The organism is Catenovulum agarivorans YM01, from assembly GCF_000281085.1.
Taxonomy (GTDB): Bacteria; Pseudomonadota; Gammaproteobacteria; order Enterobacterales; family Alteromonadaceae; genus Catenovulum; species Catenovulum agarivorans.
Genome location: NZ_JH767523.1, coordinates 1 through 24,261, shown reverse-complemented (window position 1 = coordinate 24,261; position 24,261 = coordinate 1). Strand labels below are relative to the sequence as shown.

27 protein-coding genes are annotated in these 24,261 nt (G+C 40.0%); 12 read left to right on the top strand and 15 right to left on the bottom strand.

The window, feature by feature from the left end; translation table 11 throughout:
- The first annotated feature begins 39 nt into the window (after positions 1 to 39).
- Both WSC_RS25010 and WSC_RS0104695 read left to right on the top strand, forming a co-directional pair.
- Positions 40 to 372: a hypothetical protein gene (locus WSC_RS25010; RefSeq protein WP_169315458.1), complete on the top strand. Its 333-nt coding sequence runs from the start codon at positions 40 to 42 to the stop codon at positions 370 to 372.
- Positions 311 to 868 (top strand): hypothetical protein, encoded by a 558-nt coding sequence (locus WSC_RS0104695; protein WP_169315457.1) that lies wholly within the window; start codon positions 311 to 313, stop codon positions 866 to 868. The genes WSC_RS25010 and WSC_RS0104695 overlap by 62 nt, the downstream gene beginning before the upstream one ends.
- Positions 869 to 875: 7 nt before the next feature.
- Here WSC_RS0104695 and WSC_RS0104690 read toward each other — a convergent pair whose 3' ends face one another.
- Together WSC_RS0104690 and WSC_RS0104685 are read right to left on the bottom strand one after the other, a co-directional pair.
- Positions 876 to 1,532, bottom strand: coding sequence for an HAD family hydrolase (locus WSC_RS0104690; RefSeq protein ID WP_016954755.1), 657 nt, complete (start codon positions 1,530 to 1,532; stop codon positions 876 to 878).
- Positions 1,522 to 2,424: a D-hexose-6-phosphate mutarotase gene (locus WSC_RS0104685; RefSeq protein ID WP_016954754.1), complete on the bottom strand. Its 903-nt coding sequence runs from the start codon at positions 2,422 to 2,424 to the stop codon at positions 1,522 to 1,524. Before WSC_RS0104685 ends, WSC_RS0104690 begins: the two co-directional genes overlap by 11 nt.
- Before the next feature lie 182 nt (positions 2,425 to 2,606).
- Between WSC_RS0104685 and purM the strand changes: the two genes are divergently transcribed.
- The 4 genes from purM (at position 2,607) to WSC_RS0104665 (ending at position 5,701) form a co-directional block, all read left to right on the top strand.
- On the top strand, positions 2,607 to 3,647 hold the full coding sequence (gene purM / locus WSC_RS0104680) for a phosphoribosylformylglycinamidine cyclo-ligase (protein ID WP_016954753.1): 1,041 nt from the start codon (positions 2,607 to 2,609) through the stop codon (positions 3,645 to 3,647).
- Between the two features lie 2 nt (positions 3,648 to 3,649).
- A complete protein-coding gene (purN, locus tag WSC_RS0104675; protein ID WP_016954752.1) occupies positions 3,650 to 4,300 on the top strand; it encodes a phosphoribosylglycinamide formyltransferase in 651 nt (216 codons plus the stop codon).
- Entirely contained in the window at positions 4,284 to 5,015 is a 732-nt protein-coding gene (locus WSC_RS0104670; RefSeq protein WP_016954751.1) for a DUF3108 domain-containing protein, read from the top strand. The genes purN and WSC_RS0104670 overlap by 17 nt, the downstream gene beginning before the upstream one ends.
- A 251-nt stretch (positions 5,016 to 5,266) precedes the next feature.
- Complete coding sequence (locus tag WSC_RS0104665) at positions 5,267 to 5,701, top strand: SulA-like leucine-rich domain-containing protein (protein ID WP_016954750.1); 435 nt, start codon at positions 5,267 to 5,269, stop codon at positions 5,699 to 5,701.
- A 155-nt stretch (positions 5,702 to 5,856) separates the two neighbouring features.
- Here the strand turns inward: WSC_RS0104665 and WSC_RS0104660 are convergent, their stop codons facing one another.
- The 11 genes from WSC_RS0104660 to WSC_RS0104610 form a co-directional block, all read right to left on the bottom strand.
- The gene (locus WSC_RS0104660) at positions 5,857 to 6,693 is read right to left on the bottom strand and encodes a 2OG-Fe(II) oxygenase family protein (protein WP_016954749.1); all 837 of its coding nucleotides are present in this window, start codon (positions 6,691 to 6,693) and stop codon (positions 5,857 to 5,859) included.
- Between the two features lie 298 nt (positions 6,694 to 6,991).
- Positions 6,992 to 7,492, bottom strand: coding sequence for a phosphatidylglycerophosphatase A family protein (locus tag WSC_RS0104655; RefSeq protein ID WP_237716287.1), 501 nt, complete (start codon positions 7,490 to 7,492; stop codon positions 6,992 to 6,994).
- Between the two features lie 4 nt (positions 7,493 to 7,496).
- Positions 7,497 to 8,486 carry a thiamine-phosphate kinase gene (thiL, locus tag WSC_RS0104650; protein ID WP_016954747.1) on the bottom strand — a complete coding sequence of 330 codons (990 nt, stop codon included), beginning with the start codon at positions 8,484 to 8,486 and terminating at the stop codon, positions 7,497 to 7,499.
- Between the two features lie 3 nt (positions 8,487 to 8,489).
- Complete coding sequence (gene nusB / locus WSC_RS0104645) at positions 8,490 to 8,909, bottom strand: transcription antitermination factor NusB (RefSeq protein WP_016954746.1); 420 nt, start codon at positions 8,907 to 8,909, stop codon at positions 8,490 to 8,492.
- A gap of 10 nt (positions 8,910 to 8,919) precedes the next feature.
- The gene (gene ribH, locus WSC_RS0104640) at positions 8,920 to 9,384 is read right to left on the bottom strand and encodes a 6,7-dimethyl-8-ribityllumazine synthase (protein WP_016954745.1); all 465 of its coding nucleotides are present in this window, start codon (positions 9,382 to 9,384) and stop codon (positions 8,920 to 8,922) included.
- Between the two features lie 86 nt (positions 9,385 to 9,470).
- Entirely contained in the window at positions 9,471 to 10,583 is a 1,113-nt protein-coding gene (ribBA, locus tag WSC_RS0104635; RefSeq protein ID WP_016954744.1) for a bifunctional 3,4-dihydroxy-2-butanone-4-phosphate synthase/GTP cyclohydrolase II, read from the bottom strand.
- Between the two features lie 9 nt (positions 10,584 to 10,592).
- Positions 10,593 to 11,246 carry a riboflavin synthase gene (locus WSC_RS0104630; RefSeq protein WP_016954743.1) on the bottom strand — a complete coding sequence of 218 codons (654 nt, stop codon included), beginning with the start codon at positions 11,244 to 11,246 and terminating at the stop codon, positions 10,593 to 10,595.
- A 3-nt stretch (positions 11,247 to 11,249) separates the two neighbouring features.
- Complete coding sequence (gene ribD / locus WSC_RS0104625; protein ID WP_026016663.1) at positions 11,250 to 12,356, bottom strand: bifunctional diaminohydroxyphosphoribosylaminopyrimidine deaminase/5-amino-6-(5-phosphoribosylamino)uracil reductase RibD; 1,107 nt, start codon at positions 12,354 to 12,356, stop codon at positions 11,250 to 11,252.
- A gap of 45 nt (positions 12,357 to 12,401) precedes the next feature.
- Positions 12,402 to 12,863 carry a transcriptional regulator NrdR gene (gene nrdR, locus WSC_RS0104620; RefSeq protein ID WP_016954741.1) on the bottom strand — a complete coding sequence of 154 codons (462 nt, stop codon included), beginning with the start codon at positions 12,861 to 12,863 and terminating at the stop codon, positions 12,402 to 12,404.
- A gap of 69 nt (positions 12,864 to 12,932) precedes the next feature.
- Complete coding sequence (gene glyA, locus WSC_RS0104615; RefSeq protein ID WP_016954740.1) at positions 12,933 to 14,189, bottom strand: serine hydroxymethyltransferase; 1,257 nt, start codon at positions 14,187 to 14,189, stop codon at positions 12,933 to 12,935.
- A 143-nt stretch (positions 14,190 to 14,332) separates the two neighbouring features.
- Complete coding sequence (locus WSC_RS0104610) at positions 14,333 to 15,871, bottom strand: methyl-accepting chemotaxis protein (protein ID WP_169315456.1); 1,539 nt, start codon at positions 15,869 to 15,871, stop codon at positions 14,333 to 14,335.
- A gap of 443 nt (positions 15,872 to 16,314) precedes the next feature.
- On the opposite strand from WSC_RS0104610, the gene WSC_RS0104600 reads away from it, so the two are divergent.
- The 3 genes from WSC_RS0104600 to WSC_RS0104590 all read left to right on the top strand — a co-directional run bounded on the left by WSC_RS0104600 (position 16,315) and on the right by WSC_RS0104590 (position 19,419).
- Positions 16,315 to 17,949 (top strand): rhamnogalacturonan lyase B N-terminal domain-containing protein, encoded by a 1,635-nt coding sequence (locus WSC_RS0104600; RefSeq protein WP_016954737.1) that lies wholly within the window; start codon positions 16,315 to 16,317, stop codon positions 17,947 to 17,949.
- 159 nt (positions 17,950 to 18,108) lie between these two features.
- Positions 18,109 to 18,777 (top strand): DUF1826 domain-containing protein, encoded by a 669-nt coding sequence (locus WSC_RS0104595; RefSeq protein ID WP_016954736.1) that lies wholly within the window; start codon positions 18,109 to 18,111, stop codon positions 18,775 to 18,777.
- A gap of 24 nt (positions 18,778 to 18,801) precedes the next feature.
- Positions 18,802 to 19,419 (top strand): ZrgA family zinc uptake protein, encoded by a 618-nt coding sequence (locus WSC_RS0104590; protein WP_016954735.1) that lies wholly within the window; start codon positions 18,802 to 18,804, stop codon positions 19,417 to 19,419.
- A gap of 15 nt (positions 19,420 to 19,434) precedes the next feature.
- Here WSC_RS0104590 and WSC_RS0104585 read toward each other — a convergent pair whose 3' ends face one another.
- A complete protein-coding gene (locus WSC_RS0104585; protein WP_016954734.1) occupies positions 19,435 to 20,097 on the bottom strand; it encodes a DUF3299 domain-containing protein in 663 nt (220 codons plus the stop codon).
- A gap of 65 nt (positions 20,098 to 20,162) precedes the next feature.
- On the opposite strand from WSC_RS0104585, the gene WSC_RS0104580 reads away from it, so the two are divergent.
- From WSC_RS0104580 to rluF, 3 genes are all read left to right on the top strand, one after another.
- Positions 20,163 to 20,846, top strand: a complete 684-nt coding sequence (locus WSC_RS0104580) for an ABC transporter ATP-binding protein (protein WP_016954733.1) — start codon at positions 20,163 to 20,165, stop codon at positions 20,844 to 20,846.
- A 32-nt stretch (positions 20,847 to 20,878) separates the two neighbouring features.
- Positions 20,879 to 22,045 carry an ABC transporter permease gene (locus tag WSC_RS0104575; protein WP_237716286.1) on the top strand — a complete coding sequence of 389 codons (1,167 nt, stop codon included), beginning with the start codon at positions 20,879 to 20,881 and terminating at the stop codon, positions 22,043 to 22,045.
- A 123-nt stretch (positions 22,046 to 22,168) separates the two neighbouring features.
- On the top strand, positions 22,169 to 22,906 hold the full coding sequence (rluF, locus tag WSC_RS0104570; RefSeq protein WP_016954731.1) for a 23S rRNA pseudouridine(2604) synthase RluF: 738 nt from the start codon (positions 22,169 to 22,171) through the stop codon (positions 22,904 to 22,906).
- A 144-nt stretch (positions 22,907 to 23,050) separates the two neighbouring features.
- Here the strand turns inward: rluF and WSC_RS0104565 are convergent, their stop codons facing one another.
- Positions 23,051 to 24,091, bottom strand: coding sequence for an IS481 family transposase (locus WSC_RS0104565; protein ID WP_016954730.1), 1,041 nt, complete (start codon positions 24,089 to 24,091; stop codon positions 23,051 to 23,053).
- Positions 24,092 to 24,261: the final 170 nt, after the last annotated feature.

The window sequence follows — 24,261 nt, the reverse complement described above, 5'->3', positions numbered from 1 at the left end:
TCACTTGTAACTCGAACAAAAGGCAGCATAATTAAAGGGATGAGAATTATAGCTGCTTTCAAACTTCTACTGGCTTTAACCCTATCTGTGCCCATCAACAGTGTCGCACAAGGGAACTTTACACCTGCACATTACGTTATTGATAATGTATTACAAGTCCCCTACTTACGGACTGACTATTTTCCAGAATTACTTAAACTTGCACTAGATAAAACAGTTGATTCTCACGGCCCTTATCATATGTATGAGCAGCCATGGATTGGTCCCAAACAACGTATGCGCCAGTTTCTCGCTGATGGCCGTTACATACGTGTACTTTGGAGCACTACCAGCAAAAAAACGCGAACAACAACTCAAAGCGATAAAATTTAGTTTAGTCAAAAAGTTAAATGAATATCGCTTTTTAGTTATCCATAAAGGCGAGCAAGAAAAATTTAATCAAGTAAAAAGTATCGAAGACTTAAGTAAATTTACCGCTGTATCCGGTAGCCATTGGCAAGACACTATTATCTTCAAACGCCATCAATTGCCCGTCGTCACCTCAATCGATACCGGTGACTTAATTAAAATGTTTAAATTACGTCGTGGCGACTATTTTGCCCGCGGAGCATATGAAGTTTGGCGAGAGTTAGAACAAGCTGAGTTTGCGCCCTTTCAGTTAGAAGAAAAGTTATTATTACGCTATAACGCCGACTACCACTTTTTTGTTAATCACCAAGATAAAGTGTTAGCCGAAAGGCTACTAACGGGTTTACGACGAGCCGAGCAAGATGGCAGTTTTGATGAGCTTTTTTTCAGTGTGCCTGAATTCAAACAAGGTTGGAATGCGGTAAAACACTCCAACCGCTTGTTATTAGAGCTTGAATAGCTTGATCTCAGGATAATTTAAGCCTAGCTAAAATATCCGCATGCGATTCAAATATTTCGCTCGCTTGCTGCAACTTAGCTACAGAGGTAAAAGTGTGTTTGATGGCCAAACAACATAAACCTGCATCAACCGCCGATTGAATCCCGCCTGCCGAGTCTTCCAAAGCTACAGCTTGCTCAGCCGTTAAGTCCAAGTGCTGTAAAGCGGTTAAATACGGCATAGGATCAGGTTTATTTTTGTCAGTATCACCACCAGCCACCACACAATCTATCAATTCAGATAAATTATGATGCTGCAAACTTCGCAAGACACTTGCACGCTCCGCACCAGAAACAACAGCAAGTTTAAGCCCCTGCTCCTTAGCCCAGTGAATAATCTCCAGAATCCCCGGCATCAAAGGAAATGCCTTGTTCTGTAGGTATAAATCTGTCTGTTGCTCTTTGATTAACGCAAGTTTGTCTGGTGCTATTGGTAAATTATATAGCGCAACTAAATACTCAGCCGTAATATTGCCGGGTATACCAATTCGAGGAATAAAATCCTCGAAGGTATAGTCTATTTGATATTCAGCTAGAATATTTTGCCAAATTTCAAACTGGGCTGGTTCTGAATTAACTAAAGTGCCGTCATGGTCAATTAACAGAGCACTGAGTTTATTCGGCATAATCAATCACTAAACTAGCTTGTTTAATTTCACCTGGCGTTAAATACCAGCTATCTGAAAACGCGTTACCACGTTCAACACAAACAAAACTCGGATAGTTTTCTTCACCTAAATCCGCTGTCGCAGCCGCTTTTTTCGCTGCTGGATTCCAAACAATTGCACTGTTACAAGTATCACTGCGCAACGCAATTGGCGTTTGGGTGCGAATAATTTGTTCATTGCCTACATTCAGGTATAAACGGTCTACCTCACCGTCAAACACCACATCACCTTGTTGGATATTCGCTTGGTATTGACTGGTGTTATCTAAATAAGTAGTGAAGTGTAAACCTTCCACTTTTACTTCGCTCAACTCAGATACCGGATGATAACTATGTAATGCAAAACTAATTGGCATAATTTGCTCTGAGCAGTTTTGGGTAGCCAATTTAAGTTCAATTTCATTGCCTAAAACAATCTGGAACTGCGCATTAAATTCGTATGGGAATAATGTCAACGAATCTTCATCTGATTCAATCGAAAAAGTTAAGCTAATGCGCCCATCAGATAATTCTTTTGCACTATCTAATTGCCAAATTTTATTACGAACAAAACCATGGCCAGGTTTAGATTTATCTAGTTGGTTTTCACCAAACCAAGGGAAACAGATTGGCACACCACCACGAATAGCTTTGCCTTCTTTATATTCGGCCTTTGGACTTGCCCATAACAAAGGTGCTTTGTCTTTGGCTGCAAACTCAATTAAATGTGCACCTTGCAAACAAATGGTCGCGTAACATAATGGCGAATCGATAACTAATAGTGGAAGGGCTTGATGAGCTTCCCCAAAATAACTTTTTGTATCTGATAATTTAATCGCTGAAATAGCCTGAATTTTGTTTTGAATAGTCATGTTTTTGCCTGCATGAAGAAAATTTTGCGTCTAAGTATAACGTTTACACCTAAATCAACCAAGCATAGGCGGCATTCACAAACAAAATGCGAAAAATAAATTAGAGCAAAGCTTTATATTCTTCATCCATACTTGGTACAATATCGCCATTAAGTTCTACTGTTTAGTCTCTAGGAGCCACTGTGGCCGATCAAAAAACCTCTTTGAGTTATAAAGACGCTGGTGTTGATATCGACGCTGGTAATGAATTAGTTAATCGAATTAAAGGTGTAACTAAAGCAACCCGCCGCCCAGAAGTTATGGGTAACATAGGTGGATTTGGTGCTTTATGTAGAATGCCAGAAAAGTACAAAAAACCACTTTTGGTTTCAGGTACAGATGGTGTTGGTACTAAATTGAGACTAGCAATTGATTTGAACTATCACGATACAGTAGGCATCGACCTAGTTGCTATGTGTGTAAATGACCTTATCGTACAAGGTGCAGAGCCATTATTTTTCTTAGACTACTACGCAACTGGTAAATTAGATGTAGATATTGCTGCATCTGTTGTTTCTGGTATTGGCGAAGGTTGTAAACAATCAAACTGTGCATTAATTGGTGGTGAAACTGCTGAAATGCCAGGCATGTACGACTCTGAAGACTACGACATCGCAGGTTTCTGTGTTGGTGTTGTTGAAGAAAGTGAAGTTATTGATGGCACACGTGTTCAACCAGGCAACAAGTTAATCGCATTAGCTTCATCTGGTCCACACTCAAACGGTTATTCACTTATCCGTAAAATTTTAGAAGTATCAAATGCTGACTTAAATGCACCACTAGCAGGAAAACCGTTAAAAGACCACTTAATGGAACCTACGCGCATTTATGTTAAGTCTGTACTTAAGTTGTTAGAAAGCGTCAAAGTAAGTGCTATTTCGCACATTACTGGTGGTGGTTTCTGGGAAAACATTCCTCGCGTATTACCTGAAAACACTAAAGCTGTGATTGATGCGAAAAGCTGGCAATGGCCTGAAGTATTCAAATGGTTACAACAAGCTGGTAATGTTGAAACGCACGAAATGCTTCGCACTTTTAACTGTGGTGTTGGTTTAATTATCTCTGTGCACGAAGATGATGCGGAAGCTGCACTAGTAAGCCTACGCCAGTCTGGTGAAAAAGCTTGGATTATTGGTCACGTTAGTGAAGCGGCTGACGAAGAAGAACAAGTTGAGATGATCTAACAGTGTCAAAAAATTTTGTTGTATTGATATCTGGCAGTGGTTCTAACCTACAAGCTTTAATTGATGCATGTGAAAGCGGCCAAATTGATGGCCGCATTTCAGCCGTCATCTCAAACAAAGCGGACGCTTACGGTTTAGTTAGAGCTGAAAACGCCAACATTCCTACCCACACATTAAGTCATAAATCTTTTGCTAGCCGCGAAGAATACGACATTGAGCTGGCTAAACTCATTGAAAGCCATCAACCAGATTTAGTAGTACTTGCTGGTTTTATGCGAATTTTAACGGCAAACTTTGTGCAAAAATTTGTTGGTAAAATGTTGAACATTCATCCATCTTTGCTGCCTAAGTACCAAGGATTGAATACTCACCAAAGAGCATTAGATGCTGGCGACAAACAACACGGCGTGAGCGTGCACTTTGTCACCGAAGAGCTAGATGGTGGGCCTGTTGTGTGCCAAGCAAGTATTGATGTAACCTCAGACGATACAGCTGAGACACTTGCACAGCGCATACATAAAAAAGAACATATCATTTACCCACTCGTGGTAGATTGGTTCTGTAAAGGTAAATTAACCATGCAAAATGGAGCAGCTTGGTTAGACGATAAAGTTTTACCGGCAACCGGGATACAGTATGTTGAAGAGAATTAGTGGTTTATCAATTTTGTGTGTTATCGCCTGTGCATTAGCCTTTAATGCATCGGCTCAAGCTGTTGAAACTCAAGCGCTGACGCCTTTTACCGCCAAATATAAGGTATCAAAAGGCCGACTGAATTTAGGCAGTGCTAAACGACAGTTATCACAAATTGGTGAAAACCGCTTTACCTTCTCATATTTTTCCGATTTATCTCTCCTTATTTTAAGCGACCACAGACGCGAAACTTCAGAGTTAGTTGTTAATCAACAGCAAGTAAAACCTCTGCGTTATTTATTTAAGCGCGAAGGCACTGGCAGTGATAAAAGCACCACACTCGACTTTAGCAACGGTCAAGTGCTTGATGTTGAAACCGACAAAAAGATTGAAGTAGCATCAGATATCCAGTGGTACGATGAAGTCAGTTATCAGTTACAGCTAAAACTAGATCTAGCCGCTGGTAAACAAGAAATGATCTATTACCTAGTCAACCATAAGAAGAAAGATAAACTTTATCATTTTAAAGTGGTTGGCGAAGAAGTGATCGAAGTGCCAGCAGGCAAAATCGAAACAGTAAAATTGCAACGTATTAGAGACGACAGTAGTGATCGCGTCACTGAATTTTGGTTAGCCCCTAAGCTAGGATATTTATTAGTGCGTATTCGCCAAGAGCGTGACGGCAGCGAAGTTGCTGATGCGCAACTAGAGCAATATGTATTTAATCCTTTATAAATCCCCCAAATACAGCTGGACATACAGTAGTTTAAGTAAATAAAACAGGCGAGTTTAACTCGCCTTTTTTGTATCCGAGATTTACTTACCTAGCCCCTGCCCTCAAGCCAATAAAATCAAGCTATAGATACAAATAAAATAAATATATAAAAATTAATTATACCTGTTTAATTAACCAGTAGTTGACCTGTATAAAACATCAGTATACTGTATATCCATACACTTTACTGGATAAGAAAACAGGTGCTGCTATGAAAACTTTTATCGCGATTAAACCAAACCAACCAATTCAAATGTGTGCAACCAGCGACAACCAAGCGGAAACAGTGACTAAACGCTTTTGGCAAAAAGTAGCCCGCATTCAAGAAAATAAACGTTGGTTGTGTGTAGTAGCGCCACAGAGTATGCCTTCACGCCAAGAGCTAGAAGAAATGGGCGTGCAGTTAAATAAAATGTTGGTTATCCACCAAAATAAAACTAAAGCGATAGAAACCATCATCAAAGCAGTTAAGGCTGGTAAATGCAGCACTGTAGTTGGCTGGGTAGATGAATGCAGCAGCTTACAATATCAAACGCTCATTGCTTTAGGAGCACAAAATAACTGTAATACCCTATTGGTTAAAGCGGATAGCCAGGTTAAAGCGGATAGCCAGGCCAAAACAAACACAGCAAAACAAGCCGCTTAGCTACTTTAGTTGTTAGGTTATAGCAGAGCCAAATCAAGTTCGTAGGCCCCTAAAATGATTTCTGTATCAGGTAAGTTTGTTGCCCATCACTTGATATAAGCACCCAGTTTTTAGTGCATTTGCACCTCTCACCCGGCCAGTTTACTGGCCTTTTTTTACTCTACACCTAACTCTTTTAATCTTTGTTTTAAATAACTTCCTGCTGTATATCTTTCAGATAAAACCACATCAGGCCTTGCATGTAAAAACAATGGCATGGATATACGTGATTGAGTAGTTGCTTCACCCGTTGGGTTTACCACTCTATGTGTGGTTGATGGGTAATAATGTTCACAAGCTTCTTGTAACATATCGCCAGTATTAATAATTAAATAACCGAATTCTGCTGGTACATCCAACCAGTGACCGTTTTTGTCTTTTACCTGCAAGCCAGATTGAGTCGCAGCGGGCAAAATGGTGAGTAAATTGATATCTTCATGTGCTGCGGCACGAATAGCTCCTTGTGCCTCTGTACCGGCAAAAGGTGGATAGTGCAAAATGCGCAGCATAGTCATATCTGAGTCAAGTATCATATTCGACAACGGCTCACTGAGCTTATCTGTTATATGCGCTGGTGTATATTGCTCAACCCAAGTTAACAAAGTACAGGCAAGTTGGTTAGCTTGTTGGTAGTATTTAAGCGTATCCGGTTTAAGGTTTTCTGGGCATTGACCCCAAGGGTAAAAATGGAAGTATTCTTTGATGTCTTTGACTGAGGCGCCTTTGGCTGTTTCGGCTTTTTCGGTTGAGAAAAAACCATCTTGGCGATCTTTATTAAAAGCATAATCAAACTTAGCTTCTGAGCTATAAAACCCTTGCCATTGTTGATATAAATGGGTGACTTGCGTTTTTTCTAAAGGATGATTTTTTAAAACCGCAAAACCTATTTCTTTAAGCGATCTTGCAAATTCTTGTGCAGCATTATCACTTGTATAATCAATTGCTTCTAACATAAATCCCCTACCTATTTCTGCCTCTACGCCATGGTCATTAAGGGATAATTTTCGCAAAAACGCTGTAAATACATCCTTGTACGCTCTGCTTTTTCATCCATGAAAAAGAGGTTTTGCTCTAAATCATCCCTTAACAACCACAGCTAAATTCCCAGTTTATTTCCACTTCTACGCCATGAAGGCAAGGGATAATTTTCGCAAAAACGCTGTAAATACGTCCTTGTACGCTCCGCTTTTTCATCCATGAAAAAGAGGTTTTGCTCTAAATTACCCCTTGCCTCCATAGCTAAATTCGGAGCTACAATAACCATCCATAATGATACAAAGCAAATAAACACACCCAGGCAAATAAACCCGCCACTATATCATCCAACATAATGCCAATACCGCCATGCACAAATTTATCCAACCATCTAATTGGCCAAGGTTTTAAAATGTCAAATATGCGAAATAGAATAAAACCCACCACCACAGTCTGCCAATTAAACGGCATCGCAAACACAGTAATTAAATAACCTACAACTTCATCCCAAACAATTGCTGGGTGATCATGTGTTTTTAAACTATTGGCTGTATAACCACAAATGTAAAAACCTGCGATTGCAAAGGCGATAATGGACGCTAGAAAAAACCAGTTAGGTGTAAAAGCCAATAACAAATAAACCGGAATAGCCGCAACTGTACCAAAAGTACCAGGCGCAATTGGTGCTAAACCAGAGCCAAAACCCAAAGCTAAAAAGTGAATCGGATTTTTCCAGCTAATGGCTTTTAATTCAGGTTTAATCTGCAATTTAGACAAAAAATTAAGCAAAATGTTGATATCCCAATTGTGTTAGCTGCTGAACCTGCCCGTTTAATAAAGTGGTTACACTGTGGTTACTTTGGTCAGATTCTGTAATTCTACCGACTACAGTTACTGCAATGCCGGTTTGCTCTGCAATTTTATTTATATCCATTAAGTGTTGTGGATTGACGGTAAAACATAGCTCGTAGTCATCCCCACCCGTCGCAGCATATTGGCAAGCTTGAGTTTGACCAAATTGGCCGACTAATGCATCTGACACAGGTAACTGTGATAACTCAATTTCAGCTGATACTTGTGAGGCTTTTACAATATGTGATAAATCGGCAACTAAACCATCTGAGATATCTATTGCGCAGCATACATATTGTTTCACAGCTAAACCAAAAGCGACTCTAGGTGTTGGGTGATTAAACCTAGCTAACAAATGCTGTTTATATACAGGTTTTACTGCTGTTAAATCTTTATCCAATACAAACTGTAAACCACCAGCAGCATCGCCCAAACTACCAGTCACACACACCAAATCGCCAACTTGAGCATTTTCTCTAAGCATAGCTTGGCTGTGTTCTACTTCACCAATAATGCTAATAGTGACAGCCAGTGGGCCAGATGTGGTATCACCACCAATTAAATAACAGCCATATTCTTCACTTAACGCAGCAAGTTGCTGGCTAAATTCGCTTAACCAAGTTTGGTTATTCGCAATGTCTTTTGGCAAAGTTAACGCTAGGCTATACCATTTGGGGGTTGCGCCCATTGCAGCTAAATCGCTTAAATTGGTATTAAGTGCTCGGCTGGCAAGTGCTTTAGGAGAGATATCAGCTAAAAAGTGTGTACCCGCAACTAACGAGTCTGTGGTAATTGCTAGAAGATTAGAGGATGACGGGTTGGGTTTAATCAAAGCACAGTCGTCTCCTTTATCTAAAACGACTGTGTTTGGCTTATGGCCGAATGAAAAATGCTGAGCGATAAGCTCAAATTCGGCCATCTATTACTTACCGAATGGACGTAATTTTTTAACCGCTTTATCTAACACACCATTGATAAATTTGTGGCTGTCTTCTGCGGCAAAAGTTTTGGCAATTTCAATTGCTTCGTTGATGACCACTTTGTATGGTACATCAACGCAGTGCACTAGCTCATATGTTGCTACGCGTAAAATCGCACGTTCAACCATATCTAAATCATCCAATGGGCGATCTAAATAATCCTGAAAAGCAACATCTAAGTCTTTAGCATTATTTACCGTGCCAGTGACTAAGCTGCGATAAAAGTTTACATCAAAACTCTTAACATCTACTTCTTCCATTGTAGATTCAATGATATTTACGGCTCTATTGCCTGAAGCCTGCCAAGAGTATACAGACTGTGTAGCAAGCTCACGCGAGCGACGACGATGAGAAGGTTTCAATGCCCTACTCCTATAGCTGAGCTAAAACGTTAACCATTTCTAACGCGCTTAATGCAGCTTCGCCACCTTTGTTACCCATTTTGGTACCAGCACGTTCGATAGTTTGTTCAATAGAATCTGTTGTTAATACACCAAATGCAACTGGTAAGTTGTAGTCTAAAGACACTTGCGCTAAACCTTTGTTACACTCGTTTGCTACGAAATCAAAATGTGGCGTACCACCACGGATAACCGCGCCTAATGCAATAATTGCATCGTAGTTTTTGCTTTCAGCTACTTTCTTCGCAACTAATGGCAATTCATATGCACCAGGGCAACGAACGATAGTAATGTCTTCGTCTTTTACTTGACCATGACGCTTTAAAGTGTCGATTGCACCTTCAACTAAACTTTCAACAATAAATGCGTTAAAACGAGATACAACAATCGCAAACTTTTTACCTTGTGCTGGAAATGCACCTTCAATAACTTGCATGTAATTAACCTTATAAACTTATAAATCTATTCGATATCAAATTGGCGTGGATTCTACCAAAAAAATAACCATATGTTGATACTTGATTACTCTTCTACGTATTCAACCACTTCTAATCCAAATCCACCGAGTGAATGATACTTTTTCTGTGAGCTCAACAAGCGCATTTTACCCACATTGAGTGCAGCTAAAATTTGTGAACCTACGCCCACAGTGCGTGACGAGCCACGCCAATTTGCCGTGCGGCGCGCAGGTTTGCCCGCATCTTCTGCTTCAAATGCTCTAACTTTGGCGATAAGTTCTTCTGGGGTTTCGTTTTTACCGAGTAATACCAAAACACCACCTTCTTTAGAGATACGTTCAAGCGCACAACCTAACTCCCATCCGCGCGATTCTTCACGGACCGACTGCAATAAGTCACCAAATACATGGGTAACATGCACACGCACTAAAACTGGAGTTTCATGGTCAATATCAGTATTTTTCAACGCAAAATGCACTTGACCATCAATCGTGTCGCGGAAAGTCACTAAATCAAATTCACCATATTTAGTTGGTAATTTACATTCTGCGATTTTTTCGATTGTGGTTTCTGTATTGTTGCGGTACTCAATTAAATCAGCAATGGTGCCAATTTTTAAATCATGCTTTTTAGCAAATTTTTCTAATTCTGGACGGCGTGCCATAGTGCCATCTTCATTTAAAATTTCAACAATCACACCTGCAGGCTCTAAACCAGCTAAACGGGCTAAATCACAACCAGCTTCTGTATGGCCAGCACGATTTAATACACCACCATCTTGCGCCATAATTGGGAAGATATGACCAGGCTGCACAATATCATCAGGACGTGCATCACGGGCAACCGCAGCTCTAACGGTACGTGAACGATCAGCAGCAGAAATACCCGTTGTCACACCTGTAGCGGCTTCAATAGATAAAGTAAAATTTGTCCCAAATTGTGCTTTGTTTCTATCCACCATTAATGGCAAATCTAGCTGCTCACAACGCTCTCGCGTTAAAGTTAAACAAATTAATCCGCGGCCATGTGTTGCCATAAAGTTGATAACTTCAGGGGTGCAATGCTCGGCGGCAACAATTAAGTCACCCTCATTTTCTCTATCTTCGTCATCCATCAAAATAACACTTTTGCCTTGACGAATATCTTCAATAATTTCTGCTGCGCTGTTTAAGTTCATTGAATACCCTTATTTGATCATGCCGCTTTTATGCAGCAAATCTAATGTTACGCCCGAAGTAGCTTGGCCTTCTGCACGCCCTTGCATAAGTCTTTCTAAATAACGCGCGATTACATCAACTTCTAAATTTACCCCTGAGCCAACTTGCCAGTTGCTGATTGCCGTACGCTCACTGGTATGCGGAATAATGGTTAATCTAAATTGGTTACCAGCAACTTCATTTACAGTTAAGCTGATACCATCTAAAGTAACAGAGCCTTTTTCAGCAATGTAATGCGCTAAATTCGCTGGCGATTCTAACCAATAGTCAGTTGCATTGGCATTGGCGTATATGCTCGTTACATGAGCTACTCCATCAACATGGCCACTGACAATGTGTCCGCCTAGCCTTGTATTTGGCGTACAGGCTTTTTCTAAATTAACTTGACCACCAATTGGCAATTGACCAATTTTAGTTCTTTTTATCGTTTCCGCCGACACATCAGCAAAAAAGCTTTGCCCTTGTAATTTGGTTACGGTTAAACAAACTCCACTTACGGCAATGCTGTCACCGAGCTGAACGTCTGATAAATCTAACTGACTCTCGATGACTATTTCAAAATCACCTGCTTTTTGATTAACCGCTTTGATGTTACCTACGGTTTCAACAATACCTGTAAACATGGGTTATATTGCCTTTAATACTAATTTTAAATCTTGACCAACACGAGTTTGGCTTACATATTGCCATCTTACCGCTTGTTTTAATTCGGTTAATTCAGGAAGGTTAACCAAACCAAAAGTATTCTCACCCATTAATATGGGAGCTTGGTAAATAATCAACTCATCAACCAAGTTTTCTTTAATTAAAGCGCCTGCCAATTTAGCCCCAGCTTCAACCCAAATTTCATTGATTTGTTTATTTGCAAGCTCAGCCATTACCTCATGCAAATCAACTTTAGCACTTTGTTGATTAAGTTGAATGGCTTGGCAGTTTTCTGGTAGGGCTTGTTGGCGCGATTTGTTTGAGAGTAAATACACTTGAGCATCATTCTCAAACAATTTTAAATCAGGGGTTATTTTTAGCTGATTATCGATAATACATTTAATTGGCTGGCGAATAGGCTGATGTGCATATTCAAAATTTAAATCAGACTCGCGTACATTCAAACTTGGATCATCCGCCAATACAGTGCCAGAACCAGATAAAATTGCACAGCTGCGCGCTCTGTATGTTTGCACATCACGCCTGGCGTCAGCGCTAGTGATCCACTGACTTTCACCTGAATCCATAGCTGTACGGCCATCTAAACTACAGGCCAATTTTAAACGCACATATGGCATATTCTCAGTCATGCGTTTAATAAAACCTGGGTTTAAATTTTTGCAGTCTTGCTCTAAACAAGGCTCTATTACTTGAATGCCAGCTTCGCGCAGCATTTCAATACCACGGCCACTCACTTGTGGGTTTGGATCTGTCATACCCACTACCACCTTTTTTATGCCTGCTTTGATTAAAGCTTGGGCACACGGTGGTGTACGGCCAAAATGGCTACATGGTTCAAGTGTGACATATGCAGTTGCACCTTGAGCTTGCTCACCTGCTTGTTTAAGAGCATTCACTTCAGCATGGCCTTCGCCTGCACGAATGTGGTAACCCTCACCAACTATGGTTTGCTCTTTTACAATCACACAGCCCACTCTAGGGTTTGGGCTTGTGGTGTATTGGCCTTTTTCAGCTAGGTGGATGGCTCTAGCCATGTATTCAAAGTCTTGCTTATAAAGCGCCGACATATTAGTTGCAACCTGCATTTTATTTACTTGATCTATTAGCTTAGATTATTTTGCTGATTTATCATCTAACCCGGCGATGGCTTCGCCAAATTCTTTAATATCTTGGAAACTACGGTATACAGAAGCAAAACGCACATAGGCAACTTGGTCTACTTCCTTAAGTTTTTCCATCAGAATATTGCCAATCATTTTGCTTTCAACTTCACGCTCACCTGTTGCGCGTAAAGCCGATTTTAATTGAGTGATGAGCGTTTCGATATGCTCAGCACTAACCGGGCGTTTTTCCAACGCACGCATTAAACCTGCTCGTAATTTATCTTCGTCGAAAGGCTGACGATTACCGTCGTTTTTAATAATTCGTGGCATTACAAGCTCAGCGGTTTCAAATGTGGTGAATCTTTCTTGGCATTCGAAACATTGACGACGACGCCTAATTTGGTGACCTTCAGCAACCAAACGGCTATCAATTACTTTAGTGTCTTGTGCTGCACAAAATGGGCAATACATTTTGTTTACCTCAAAATGCAATCAGGCCGCATAAAGCGGCCCGTTGTTCAATCAGAAAGTGTATAACTATTAAGCATATACAGGTAATTTTTGACAAATACCTTTAACTTTCTCTTTAACTGCTTCGATAGCAGATTCGTCGTTGATGTTGTCTAACACATCACAAATCCAGCCAGCTAAATCTTTAGCTTCAGCTTCTTTGAAACCACGACGCGTGATTGAAGGTGTACCGATACGCAAACCAGAAGTTACAAATGGTGAACGTGGATCGTTTGGTACAGAGTTTTTGTTTACTGTAATGTTTGCGCGGCCTAATGCAGCGTCAGCATCTTTACCAGTAATGTCTTTGTCGATTAAATCAACTAAGAATAAGTGGTTTTCAGTTTTACCAGAAACTACTTTGTAGCCACGTTGGTTTAATACTTCAACCATAGCTTGTGCATTCTTAACAACTTGTTGTTGGTAAGCTTTAAACTCAGGCTGCATTGCTTCTTTGAAAGCAACAGCTTTAGCCGCGATAACGTGACATAAAGGACCACCTTGGCCACCTGGGAATACAGCACTGTTTAGCTTTTTGTATAGGTCTTCATCTTTCTTAGCAGATAAGATTAAACCACCGCGAGGACCAGCTAAAGTTTTGTGGGTAGTTGTAGTAACCACGTCAGCGTATTGCATTGGTGAAGGATAAACGCCAGCTGCGATTAAACCTGCAACGTGTGCCATATCAACTAAAAGGTAAGCACCTACTTTATCTGCGATTTCACGTAATTTAGCCCAATCAACGACTAATGCGTAAGCTGAAAAACCACCAATAATCATTTTTGGTTTGTGCTCTAAAGCTAAAGCTTCAACTTGCTCGTAATCAATTTCACCTGTTTCTGGGTTTAATCCGTATTGGATTGCATTGTAATGTTTACCAGAAAAGTTTACGTGAGCACCATGGGTTAAGTGACCACCGTGCGCTAGGCTCATACCTAAAACTGTATCACCTGGTTGTAATAAAGCTTGGAAAACAGCACCATTTGCTTGAGAACCAGAGTGAGGCTGTACGTTTGCGTAATCAGCACCAAATAACTCTTTTGCACGATCAATTGCTAATTGCTCAACAACATCTACATGCTCACAGCCACCGTAATAACGTTTGCCTGGGTAACCTTCAGCATATTTGTTAGTTAATTGAGAGCCTTGAGCTTCTAAAACGCGTGGGCTTGCGTAGTTTTCAGAGGCGATAAGCTCAATGTGTTCTTCTTGACGAACCGTTTCTTCTTGAATGGCTTGCCATAAATCTGGATCAAAATCAGCAATATTCATGTCACGAGTTAACATGGTTTCTCCTGTTAAAAAGCACAGTAAAGTATTAAAGTCGCGTATTGTAGTATGAACTACGCACAATGCCTACTGTTTGATCAGGCTTTTATTGCAAGCTAATGATGAAAATTTCTCAATCATACAGATTAATCTAGCGTTTTTTAATGATTCAACTTAAATCGTTTAGTTTCTTGAGCCAACAAATTAGCGATTTTGGTTAACTGTGCAGATGACTCCGAAACAGAACGACTTTGACCATTTGCTATTTTAGAACCATCGTGAATAACCACTAAGCGCTCAGCAATATCATCTGATACTTGAGTTTGCTCTTCAGATGCTGCTGCTATTGAGGTATTCATTTGATTAATGTTTGTGACCAACTGCTGAATTTCCCGTAAAATTTCACCAACTTGTTGAGAATTATCCACCGCCTGTTTGGCATGAGAATCACTCGTTTGAATTTGTTCAGACACAGCATTAGTAACACTCTGTAATGCACCTATTTTGCGTTGGATTTCTGTGGTCGATTCTTGCGTGCGTTTAGCTAATGTCCGCACCTCGTCAGCAACCACTGCAAACCCTCGTCCTTGTTCGCCTGCTCGTGCTGCTTCAATAGCCGCGTTTAACGCCAATAAATTGGTTTGTTCCGCAATATTATTAATAACGTCTAATATAGCCGCAACATCCTTAACGGATGTTTCTAAATCAACTAAATCGTGAGTTGCCTGATTGAGTGCGTCCGATACCAAGCGAACGGATTGGATACTTTTTTCAACAATTTGTAGCCCACCACATGTTACATCATCAGCCCGAGTCGCTGATTGAGCAGCCTCGCTACAATTTCCGGCAACTTCTTTGACTGCCGTTGAGTTTTCGTAGATTGAACTAGATATAACCTCAATTGCTGAATCTTGTTTTGTAGTCAATTCAGCCGATTGTTTAGCGATATCACTTAATTTACTCGCGGCATTTTTAGCGATTTCTGACTGCGACTGAATTGTTTTTAACAGATCGCTTAAATTACTCACCATTAAATTAAATGCATACGCTAATTGAGCCAATTCGTTTTCACCTTTGAGTTGAATATGCTGGGTTAAATCTCCCTGAGCTATTTTTTGCGCTTTTGCCGTCAGTAGCTGGGTAACCCGAATGACATTTTTTTCTAGCCACAAGTAACAGAGTATCAATAAAGCAATTATCACCAACACTGCAACTATACTAAATAAACTAATGGTGTCAGCACTTGCTTGAACTCTCTGCAATGCTAGCTGACTTGCACCTTCAGAAGCTTTCACAAATTTATCGACTGGCGCCATAATTTTTGTTGTTTCTCGCATATATGCTGGGTTATTGAGCATATCCATAGCTTGCAACCACTGTTGTCTTTCCTGCGCTGTTAAATCTGATATATCTTTGTGGGTAAAATCTGCGACTAAATTAAATGCGGCTACTTCGGTATTGACTAAATTCATAGATAAAGAAACAGACTCTTCCAAGTGAACCAGCGCATTTTTGTCGACGCCCTCATCTCGCAATCTATTTAAATACGCACGAGTTATACCATCAGGATACGCGGCTTTGCCCTGTATTTGATCTACCAATAAGTCATATTGATTTTTATATTTGTCATCGAGTGTCGCTACATATTGCCGAGCCAAAGTAGTCAGTTCAATTGAGTTTTCTTTAGCTAACTTCGCCATATGACTGATCTTGTATCTCTGTTCTCCAGCCACAAAACTGTCAGTCAAATTCCCCTTCAACATCAAAACCACCAGCAGTAAAGCAATAGCGATCGCGATCGTGACTCCAAAAGCCATTCGTAACATGTTTTTAATAGTCATTGGGTTTGTCCAAAGTAAGAGCTAAAGACCAAGGTAAAGTATTGCTATTACCCTTCTGCAATTTCAATTTCAGTATAGTTCAGAAAACTTAAATAAATATAAAGCAAATTCACAACAATCAAAATAAACCACGTAAAATCAAAGCTGATCATTTTCAATACTTTACTAACATCTACTTTGGTAAATAAACAAATTGATTTACCAACTAAGACATGTGTATCTACACAGCTTGACGGATACATAATTATCACTTACACACGGATTTAAAACATATTAAAAACAAACACTTAAATTGGATATTGTTGATACTCGCCTGCAGCATTTTCAGCAAACCTAGTATCGCAGCATTTAGTTTATCAACTTCAACTGATTTCTATACAGTTGATACAAACGCGGGATTAACCTTTAGTATTCGCCGCACTGACAATGGCTCAAGCACTCAATCACCGGGAGATATAGCATCACTAAAAGTCAATGGTGTTAAATACCAAAACCAAAGCCGTGGTTCACAAATTAATTCAGGCTTTGACTGGTTATATAGCAATACCTCTTCGGTGAGTGTTAGTGCTCAAGTCATCAATACCAATTACATTAAGGTCACAGTACAAGCTGGTGATTTAACCCATTACTACATGGCTAGAAATGGCTATCCGCATATATATATGGCGACTCATTTCACAACCGAGCCCAGTGTACATGGCCATGTGAGATACATTTTGCGAATGAGCCGTAGTTTACTGCCCTACGGACCTGAACCGTCAGATATTTCGCAAACAGTCTCAACCGTTGAAGCTGGTGATATTTTTGCACTCAACAATGGCGAAACTCGCTCTAAACATTATTCAAATATGCGCATAAAAGACTGGCAATTTATCGGCGCAACAGGCAGTGGCGTTGGTATGTGGTTGGTTAGAGATAACTATGAAGGTGGCTCTGGTGGGCCTTTTTATCGCAGTTTGTTAAATCAAGGAAGTGCGACCGACCAAGAAATAACTTATATAGTTAATTATGCTCAAGCGCAAACAGAAGGCTATCGCACTGGAATTTTAAATCATTACACTTTAGTAGTGACCAATGGAGAAGATCCAACAACACCTGATACTAGTTGGTTTAGTAATATGGGATTAACCGGCTACGTGGCGGATAGCGGCAGAGGTCGAGTAGCTGGGGTTGGCATAAGTGGCCGAGATACAAACTTTGATTATACGGTTGGTTTCGCCAATACAACAGCTCAATATTGGGCAGACGCAAACCCGAGTTCAGGCTATTTTAGCAGTGATGATATGCTGCCTGGTACTTACACTATGACCACTTACAAAAATGAATTAGCGGTTGATACGCGAAGTGTTTCAGTGCAAGCAGACCAAGTAACTATATTAAACTCATTTTCAATAAATAATGATCCACAAAATACAAACTCTATCTGGCGTATTGGCAATTGGGACGGCACACCCAATGAGTTTTTAAATGGTGATAAGCTTACGACCATGCATCCGTCAGATGTGCGTATGAGCAATTGGGACCCTGCTAACTTTATTGTCAGCACTACCAATACAGCGACCTTCCCTGCTTATATGTGGAAAGATATTAACAACGACCACATAATTTACTTTAAATTATCCAGCAGCCAACTCGCTCAAGCACATCAACTTAGAATTGGAATTACCTGTGCTTTTGCCGGTGGCCGCCCAACAATTACGGTAAATAATTGGTCGTCAGCTTTTCCATCACCGTCAAGCCAGCCTAGTACGCGAAATTTAACTACAGGTAGCTACCGCTGCAATAACACCACCTTTACTTATGATATTCCAGCCAGTGCGTGGCAAAGCAATGCCAACGATTGGAATATTTTAACTGTGAGTGTTATTAGCGGCACTTCAACCACAGGATATCTATCACCAAGCATCAGCATTGATGCAATTGATTTGTTAGATTAGTTATTTATACCCAAGCTACTTGAAGATATAACCCGAGTAGATTGTTACTCGGGTTGCTTAATCAACAATAGAAACCAACAGTAAATTTGCAGTTGCTACTACCAAGACAAATAATTACGTTATAACATAACAATACAAAATGTTAACCTAGGTAGTAACATGACTCATTCGGCAATTGCATACAATCATTCGCCTATCAGTAAAATAGTCAGCTCAAAATCACAAGACCCATCTGTACTTGCCGATATATATGAGCCAGATATCAATATTGCCATTTGGCAGCATCAATTAGCCGCCAATGTGGTTGAAGAAATATCGGTTATTCAACAGTTCAGCCGCCTCAACCTTGTACTCGCGGTAACACCTAACAACACGATTCAGCAACTCGTCGAATATAACCATGAGTTTCAGCAAACACCCAATTTGTGTCATCACCTGTCCACCATAGTTGAAATGTTTTGTACTTTATTCGATTTACCAAGAGCTGGATTAAGGTTAAATTTATTAGATAGAGCCATGTGTCCCAAATTTCATGTTGATCACATTCCTTGCCGCTTAGTTAGCACCTTTTCTGGCAAAGCAACCGAATGGCTTGAACACAGCAAGGTAGACAGGACAAAATTGGGGGCTGGCAGTTTTGGTTTATCTGACCAGCAATCTGGAATTTACCAACAAACTAGCGATATTCAGCAGCTAAACTGTGGCGATGTTGCACTGCTTAAAGGTGATGGCTGGCAAGGTAATGAAGGTGCAAGATTAGTGCATAGGTCGCCTACCGTTGGTAAAAACGAAAAAAGACTGTTACTCACCCTAGATTTTATCGATTAACAAAATATTTGAATAATAAAGATAATGAGCAAAAAAGTGATTCGAAATACCTTAACCAAAGCTTTAGTCACTAGCCTAGCTGTGGCGACAACGTCAATTAATACAGTTAATGCAGCAGAGCAAGGCGCACATGTGCATGGTTATGCTCAGTTAACTGTTGCTATGGAAAACACTGAACTGCACCTCGAGTTTTCAGTACCTTCTGAAAGCGTTGTTGGTTTTGAATATAAAGCCACAAGTGAAGCAGAGCTTATAAGAGTAAAAGCTGCACAGAAGTTGCTGTCTAATCCAGACAAACTTGCCACTTTTGCTGAGGGTAATTGCCAGTTGATTAATAGCGAAATTGATGTGAGTGCAGTATTGCCCGAAGACAAACATGCTGATGAACATGGACACAACAATCATAATAATCATAAACATGAAGACGAACATCATAATGAAAACAAACATTCATCCACTCACTCAGAGATCTTGGTTTCCTATCAATTCAAATGTCAAAATGTGAGTGAAGTAACCAATTTCGATGTACACGTATTTAAATATTTTGAGCGTTTACAACAAATTCAGACTAGATGGATTACAGATAGAAAACAAGGTGCTAAAACACTGACGGCCAACGAAGCTTCTTTCCAGCTAAAATGATCGTCTGTTGAGTATCTAGTCGTAGTAAGGCTTATAATGCTCAAGCGACATTACATAAGCCGAAGTCGCCAATTCATCTTCAAATAAGTCGATTGTTAATGTGCCTGATACCAAAATTGGATCGTACAGATACTCCAACTCCAACCCTTGAGTATTTTCAACATAAATTATTTGATTCGGTGGCGGCGGTGGTGAATGAATACAAGCGCCAAAATACGGAACCAAGAAAAAGCGTGTTACTTGCTGTTGCTCGTTATAAGCAACAGGAACAACAAAGCCTGGAATAGTCACCTTTTTACCGGCCATTTCTTTAACTACTTCCGTGGAGGCGAGTGCTTTTTCATAAGCAATAATTTCAGCCTCATTTTTTTGTCGAGCTTCGTCGATAAGTTTTAATAGTTCTTCATCGGTCAACCCATCTGGTAACTCAGACAAATAATTAGGTGGGTTTTCAAGTAAATTGCGGATTTCAGCTAGGATCAGTGCATCCCACTCTATTTTTGTATACAAGGTTTCGTTGAAGCTAATCTCGGATTGGTCATCTTTACTTGCATTCCCGTCAGCAGCTTGTTGAGCAAATTTCGTATCCAGAGAAGTATCAACAACAAGAGCTTGCTGCTTGTTTTGCTCACAACCAACAACAAAAAGCAAAATCACAATGAAAAAACTTCTAAGCATAATTAACCTCAAAAAAATCGATGTGTTATATTATCACACACAAAAACAGATAAAACTTGTAGAAAATGCTTATTCAGCTGCACGAAGTTACATACGCTTACCCTTCAAATAAAAACAAAACGATTATTCAGATCAAAGACTGGCAACTTGCTCAGCAACAAAAACATTTTTTATATGGCCCATCTGGCAGTGGTAAAAGTACTTTGTTGAATATTGTTAGTGGTGTAATAAAACCAACTAGTGGCAGAGTTGAAGTTTTAAATGAACGCTTAGATAAGCTAAAGCAACACAAGTTAGATAAGTTTAGAGCACAAAACATTGGCTATATTTTCCAAAAATTTAATCTCATCCCTTACTTAAATGCGTTCGACAATATTCATTTAGCCCAATACTTCGCAGCAAATACAAAGAAACAACAGGCGAACGCTGACAAAACAATTATGGATTTGCTAGAGGAACTACAGGTAAATATTGATGATTGCCAGCGCCCAGTATCCCAACTCAGCGTTGGCCAGCAGCAAAGAATTGGCATAGCAAGAGCTTTTATTAACCAACCAAAATTGTTGATAGCTGACGAGCCAACCTCATCACTTGACCAAGATGCCAGAGACAGTTTTATTACCCTACTCAATAAACTATGTGCTAACCACAATTGCAATTTGTTGTTTGTTAGCCATGACATGAGTTTGCAAAGTTATTTTGACCGAACCCACGCCCTAAACCAAATTAACCTGGCAAATAAGGATTAATCGTGATTTTAGCCATCGCCAGAAAAAGCCTGATGTATCGAAAAAGCTCAGTGATAATCACCATATTGGCAATGACGATTAGCGTAATGGTTATGTTAGGCGTTGAACATATTCGCCATCAAGCAAAAGTAAGTTTTTCCAGTAGTGTTTCAGGAGTCGATTTAATTGTTGGCGCCCGAACGGGTCAACTTAATTTATTGCTCTACTCTGTATTTAGAATGGGCTCACCAACCGCAAATATTAGTTGGCAAAGTTATGAAAATTTAAAGCAAAATAAAGATGTAAAATGGGCTGTGCCAATATCTTTAGGTGACTCACACAAGGGTTACCGAGTGCTGGGTACAACACCTGACTACTTTACCTTTTTTAAATATGCTGAAGAACAATCACTAGAGCTACAAAATGGCGCGTTTTTTCAAGACACCTTTGACGTAGTACTTGGGCACAAAGTTGCACAACAACTCAACTACCAAATTGGTGACAAGATCATTATTTCACATGGTATTGGCTCAACCAGCTTTACTAAACACGATAAAAACCCATTTGTGATCACTGGCATATTACAAGCAACTGGCACACCGGTAGACCAAACAGTTCATGTGAGTTTGCAAAGGCTTGAAGCTGTGCACACGCCAGCAGCATTTCAGCGCGGGTTAGATCTCACGCCACAATCAGTTACTGCGATTATGTTAGGGCTCAAATCAAGAATAAAAACTTTTAGCGTGCAACGAGCCATCAACACAGATAAACAAGAGCCCATGACAGCCATTTTGCCAGGTGTCGCATTGGCTGAATTCTGGCAGTCCATGGCAGTGTTAGAAAACACCTTACAGATTGTCTCTGGTTTAGTGTTTGTATCTGCAGTGCTTGGTTTAACCGCAATGTTAATTGCGTCTATACGCGAACGAAAAGAAGAAATTAGATTAATGCGTATGGTAGGTGCATCACCATTTTTTATTGTGCTGATTATACAAATTGAGGCTTTGTTAATTGTAATTACCAGCATAATCACTGCACTTGCTTTATTGGTGGCCTGTTTAGCGATAAGTAAAAACTACTTGCTTACACAATACGCCATAGGCATTAACCCTATATCTCTGGTTACAAACAGTAGTTTTTATCTAATAAGCATCATGGGTATTAGCTCAATTGCTGCGCTAATACCTGCACTTATGGCTTATAAAGGTTCAAAGCGCTAGAGTTACTCACATCACTTTTTACGCCTATAAGCTTCAAAGTTATTATCTAGCCGATTAAATTAATGAATTAGCCAATTTGAATAGTTATAATCTCAAACCAAGTTTTTCTTATTTACAATTGTTATGACCGAGCCAAAACGCCTTAATAAATATATCAGTGACTCAGGTTTCTGTTCCCGCCGTGAAGCTGACCGCTTAATAACAGATAACTGCGTAACGATTAACGATAAAGTTCCTGAACTTGGTACAAAAGTGTGCGAAGGCGACGTAGTTAAAGTCAATGGACGAGTGATAACAGCCGCCCAAAGCAATAAAACTGAGCGGGTTTACATTGCCTATAATAAACCTGTTGGTATTACCTGCACCACAGAACTTGATAAAAGAGGCAATATTATTGAAGCTGTTAATCACCCAGAGCGCATTTTCCCAATTGGCCGTTTAGATAAGCCCTCAGAAGGTTTGATTTTTCTGACCAGCGACGGCGATATAGTCAATAAAATATTGCGTGCCGAAAATGCGCACGAAAAAGAATATGTGGTTCAAGTAGACAAACCAATTAACCATAACTTTATCAAAAGAATGTCCAATGGCATTCCTATACTAAATACAGTTACCAAACCTTGTGTTACTAAAATGCAAAGTAAGTATGTTTTTACCATTATTCTTACCCAAGGCTTAAACCGCCAAATTAGACGTATGTGTGAATATTTGGGCTACAACGTAGTTAAATTAAAACGTGTACGCATTATGAATGTGCATTTAGGCAATTTAAGAGTTGGCACTTGGCGTAACCTGACCGAGCAAGAAATGCGTGAGCTAAGCGCTGCTGTGAAATACTCAAGTAAAACTCGAGTAATGTAAATTTAGTTGAGTGGCAGATCGTTTTTCAGTGCAAATTAACAGTAAAATCTCAGCTGATTTTTGTACCGTCAAAATGGTTTGCTACAATGTATTAGCTCAGACTTGATCTGACAGTTACCCGTTTTTCAATCGGCGACTGTCAGTTTAGATTTGAGCTAAATTCTTTTCAGCCCAAATTCGTTTTCCATCTAATAATGTTTCTCGCGGTGTTCTGCCACAGCACATTTTACCCTGATGTGTTCGCTCATTATTGTAATAAGCCATCCATTCGTCCAGATCTTTTTGTAATCCTTCCAGTGAGTCATACAGCTTCTTACGGAAAGTGACTTGATAAAACTCATTTAAAATCGTGCGATGGAAGCGTTCGCAAATGCCGTTGGTTTGTGGCGACATCGCTTTTGTTTTTGTATGGTCAATATCATTGATAGCCAAATATAACTGATAATCATGATTTTCGACTTTACCGCAATATTCTGTACCTCGGTCCGTTAAGATACGCAGCATAGGCAACCCATTTTGTTCGAAGTAAGGTAAGACTTTATCGTTTAGGATATCGGCTGCCGTAATCGGTGTTTTGGTCGTATACAGCTTAGCGAAAGCCACTTTACTATAGGTATCGACAAAGGTTTGCTGATAGATTCGACCAACGCCTTTTAGGTTGCCCACATAAAACGTATCCTGAGAGCCTAGATAGCCTGGGTGAGCGGTCTCAATTTCACCGCAAGCCTCATCATCGTACTTTTTCTTTTCAAGCGCTGCAATTTGTTCATCCGTTAAAATGACGTGCTCATTCGCGATTTTAGCTTCCAGTGCTTTAAGCCGTTTTTTGAAATTTTCTAAATCGTGACGAAGCCAGATTGAGCGTACGCCACTACCTGATACAAATATGCCTTGTTTGCGCAGCTCATTGCTGGTTCTGTGCTGGCCGTGAGCAGGGAAATCTATCGCATATTTCAATACTGCTTGTTCGGTTTCTTCATCCGCTCGATTTTTTAAGTTTGGCTTTCTACGAGACTTATCTATCAGCGCATCGATTCCGCCATCTTCAACCAGCTCCTGATAGCGATAAAATGTATCTCGTGAAACGCCCATAACTTTGCAAGCTCTGGATACATTACCAAGTTCTTCGGCTAAATTGAGTAAACCGGCTTTGTGTTTAATGATTGGGTTGTTAGTATGAAGCATGAGAGTTACCTCTTAGTTTGTTTTGATTTAAAGATTCGACACCTTTATCAAAACGGGTAACTCTCAACTTTTCAAGAAGAAGTGTCAGATCAAGTCGAGACTAATTCAGCTACAAGTGTTAACACCAAGCGATTTTGTCGCACTTTAATTACCAAGCGATTCTGTCGTAG

Excerpts from the sequence above, each read along its gene's own strand:
- WSC_RS25010 (WP_169315458.1), top strand. The coding sequence starts at position 40 with ATGAGAATTATAGCTGCTTTCAAACTTCTACTGGCTTTAACCCTATCT.
- WSC_RS0104690 (WP_016954755.1), bottom strand. The coding sequence starts at position 1,532 with ATGCCGAATAAACTCAGTGCTCTGTTAATTGACCATGACGGCACTTTA.
- WSC_RS0104685 (WP_016954754.1), bottom strand. The coding sequence starts at position 2,424 with ATGACTATTCAAAACAAAATTCAGGCTATTTCAGCGATTAAATTATCA.
- WSC_RS0104670 (WP_016954751.1), top strand. The coding sequence starts at position 4,284 with ATGTTGAAGAGAATTAGTGGTTTATCAATTTTGTGTGTTATCGCCTGT.
- WSC_RS0104665 (WP_016954750.1), top strand. The coding sequence starts at position 5,267 with ATGAAAACTTTTATCGCGATTAAACCAAACCAACCAATTCAAATGTGT.
- WSC_RS0104660 (WP_016954749.1), bottom strand. The coding sequence starts at position 6,693 with ATGTTAGAAGCAATTGATTATACAAGTGATAATGCTGCACAAGAATTT.
- thiL (WP_016954747.1), bottom strand. The coding sequence starts at position 8,486 with ATGGCCGAATTTGAGCTTATCGCTCAGCATTTTTCATTCGGCCATAAG.
- ribH (WP_016954745.1), bottom strand. The coding sequence starts at position 9,384 with ATGCAAGTTATTGAAGGTGCATTTCCAGCACAAGGTAAAAAGTTTGCG.
- ribBA (WP_016954744.1), bottom strand. The coding sequence starts at position 10,583 with ATGAACTTAAACAGCGCAGCAGAAATTATTGAAGATATTCGTCAAGGC.
- WSC_RS0104630 (WP_016954743.1), bottom strand. The coding sequence starts at position 11,246 with ATGTTTACAGGTATTGTTGAAACCGTAGGTAACATCAAAGCGGTTAAT.
- ribD (WP_026016663.1), bottom strand. The coding sequence starts at position 12,356 with ATGTCGGCGCTTTATAAGCAAGACTTTGAATACATGGCTAGAGCCATC.
- nrdR (WP_016954741.1), bottom strand. The coding sequence starts at position 12,863 with ATGTATTGCCCATTTTGTGCAGCACAAGACACTAAAGTAATTGATAGC.
- glyA (WP_016954740.1), bottom strand. The coding sequence starts at position 14,189 with ATGTTAACTCGTGACATGAATATTGCTGATTTTGATCCAGATTTATGG.
- WSC_RS0104610 (WP_169315456.1), bottom strand. The coding sequence starts at position 15,871 with ATGGCGAAGTTAGCTAAAGAAAACTCAATTGAACTGACTACTTTGGCT.
- WSC_RS0104595 (WP_016954736.1), top strand. The coding sequence starts at position 18,109 with ATGACTCATTCGGCAATTGCATACAATCATTCGCCTATCAGTAAAATA.
- WSC_RS0104590 (WP_016954735.1), top strand. The coding sequence starts at position 18,802 with ATGAGCAAAAAAGTGATTCGAAATACCTTAACCAAAGCTTTAGTCACT.
- WSC_RS0104585 (WP_016954734.1), bottom strand. The coding sequence starts at position 20,097 with ATGCTTAGAAGTTTTTTCATTGTGATTTTGCTTTTTGTTGTTGGTTGT.
- WSC_RS0104580 (WP_016954733.1), top strand. The coding sequence starts at position 20,163 with ATGCTTATTCAGCTGCACGAAGTTACATACGCTTACCCTTCAAATAAA.
- WSC_RS0104575 (WP_237716286.1), top strand. The coding sequence starts at position 20,879 with ATGTATCGAAAAAGCTCAGTGATAATCACCATATTGGCAATGACGATT.
- rluF (WP_016954731.1), top strand. The coding sequence starts at position 22,169 with ATGACCGAGCCAAAACGCCTTAATAAATATATCAGTGACTCAGGTTTC.
- WSC_RS0104565 (WP_016954730.1), bottom strand. The coding sequence starts at position 24,091 with ATGCTTCATACTAACAACCCAATCATTAAACACAAAGCCGGTTTACTC.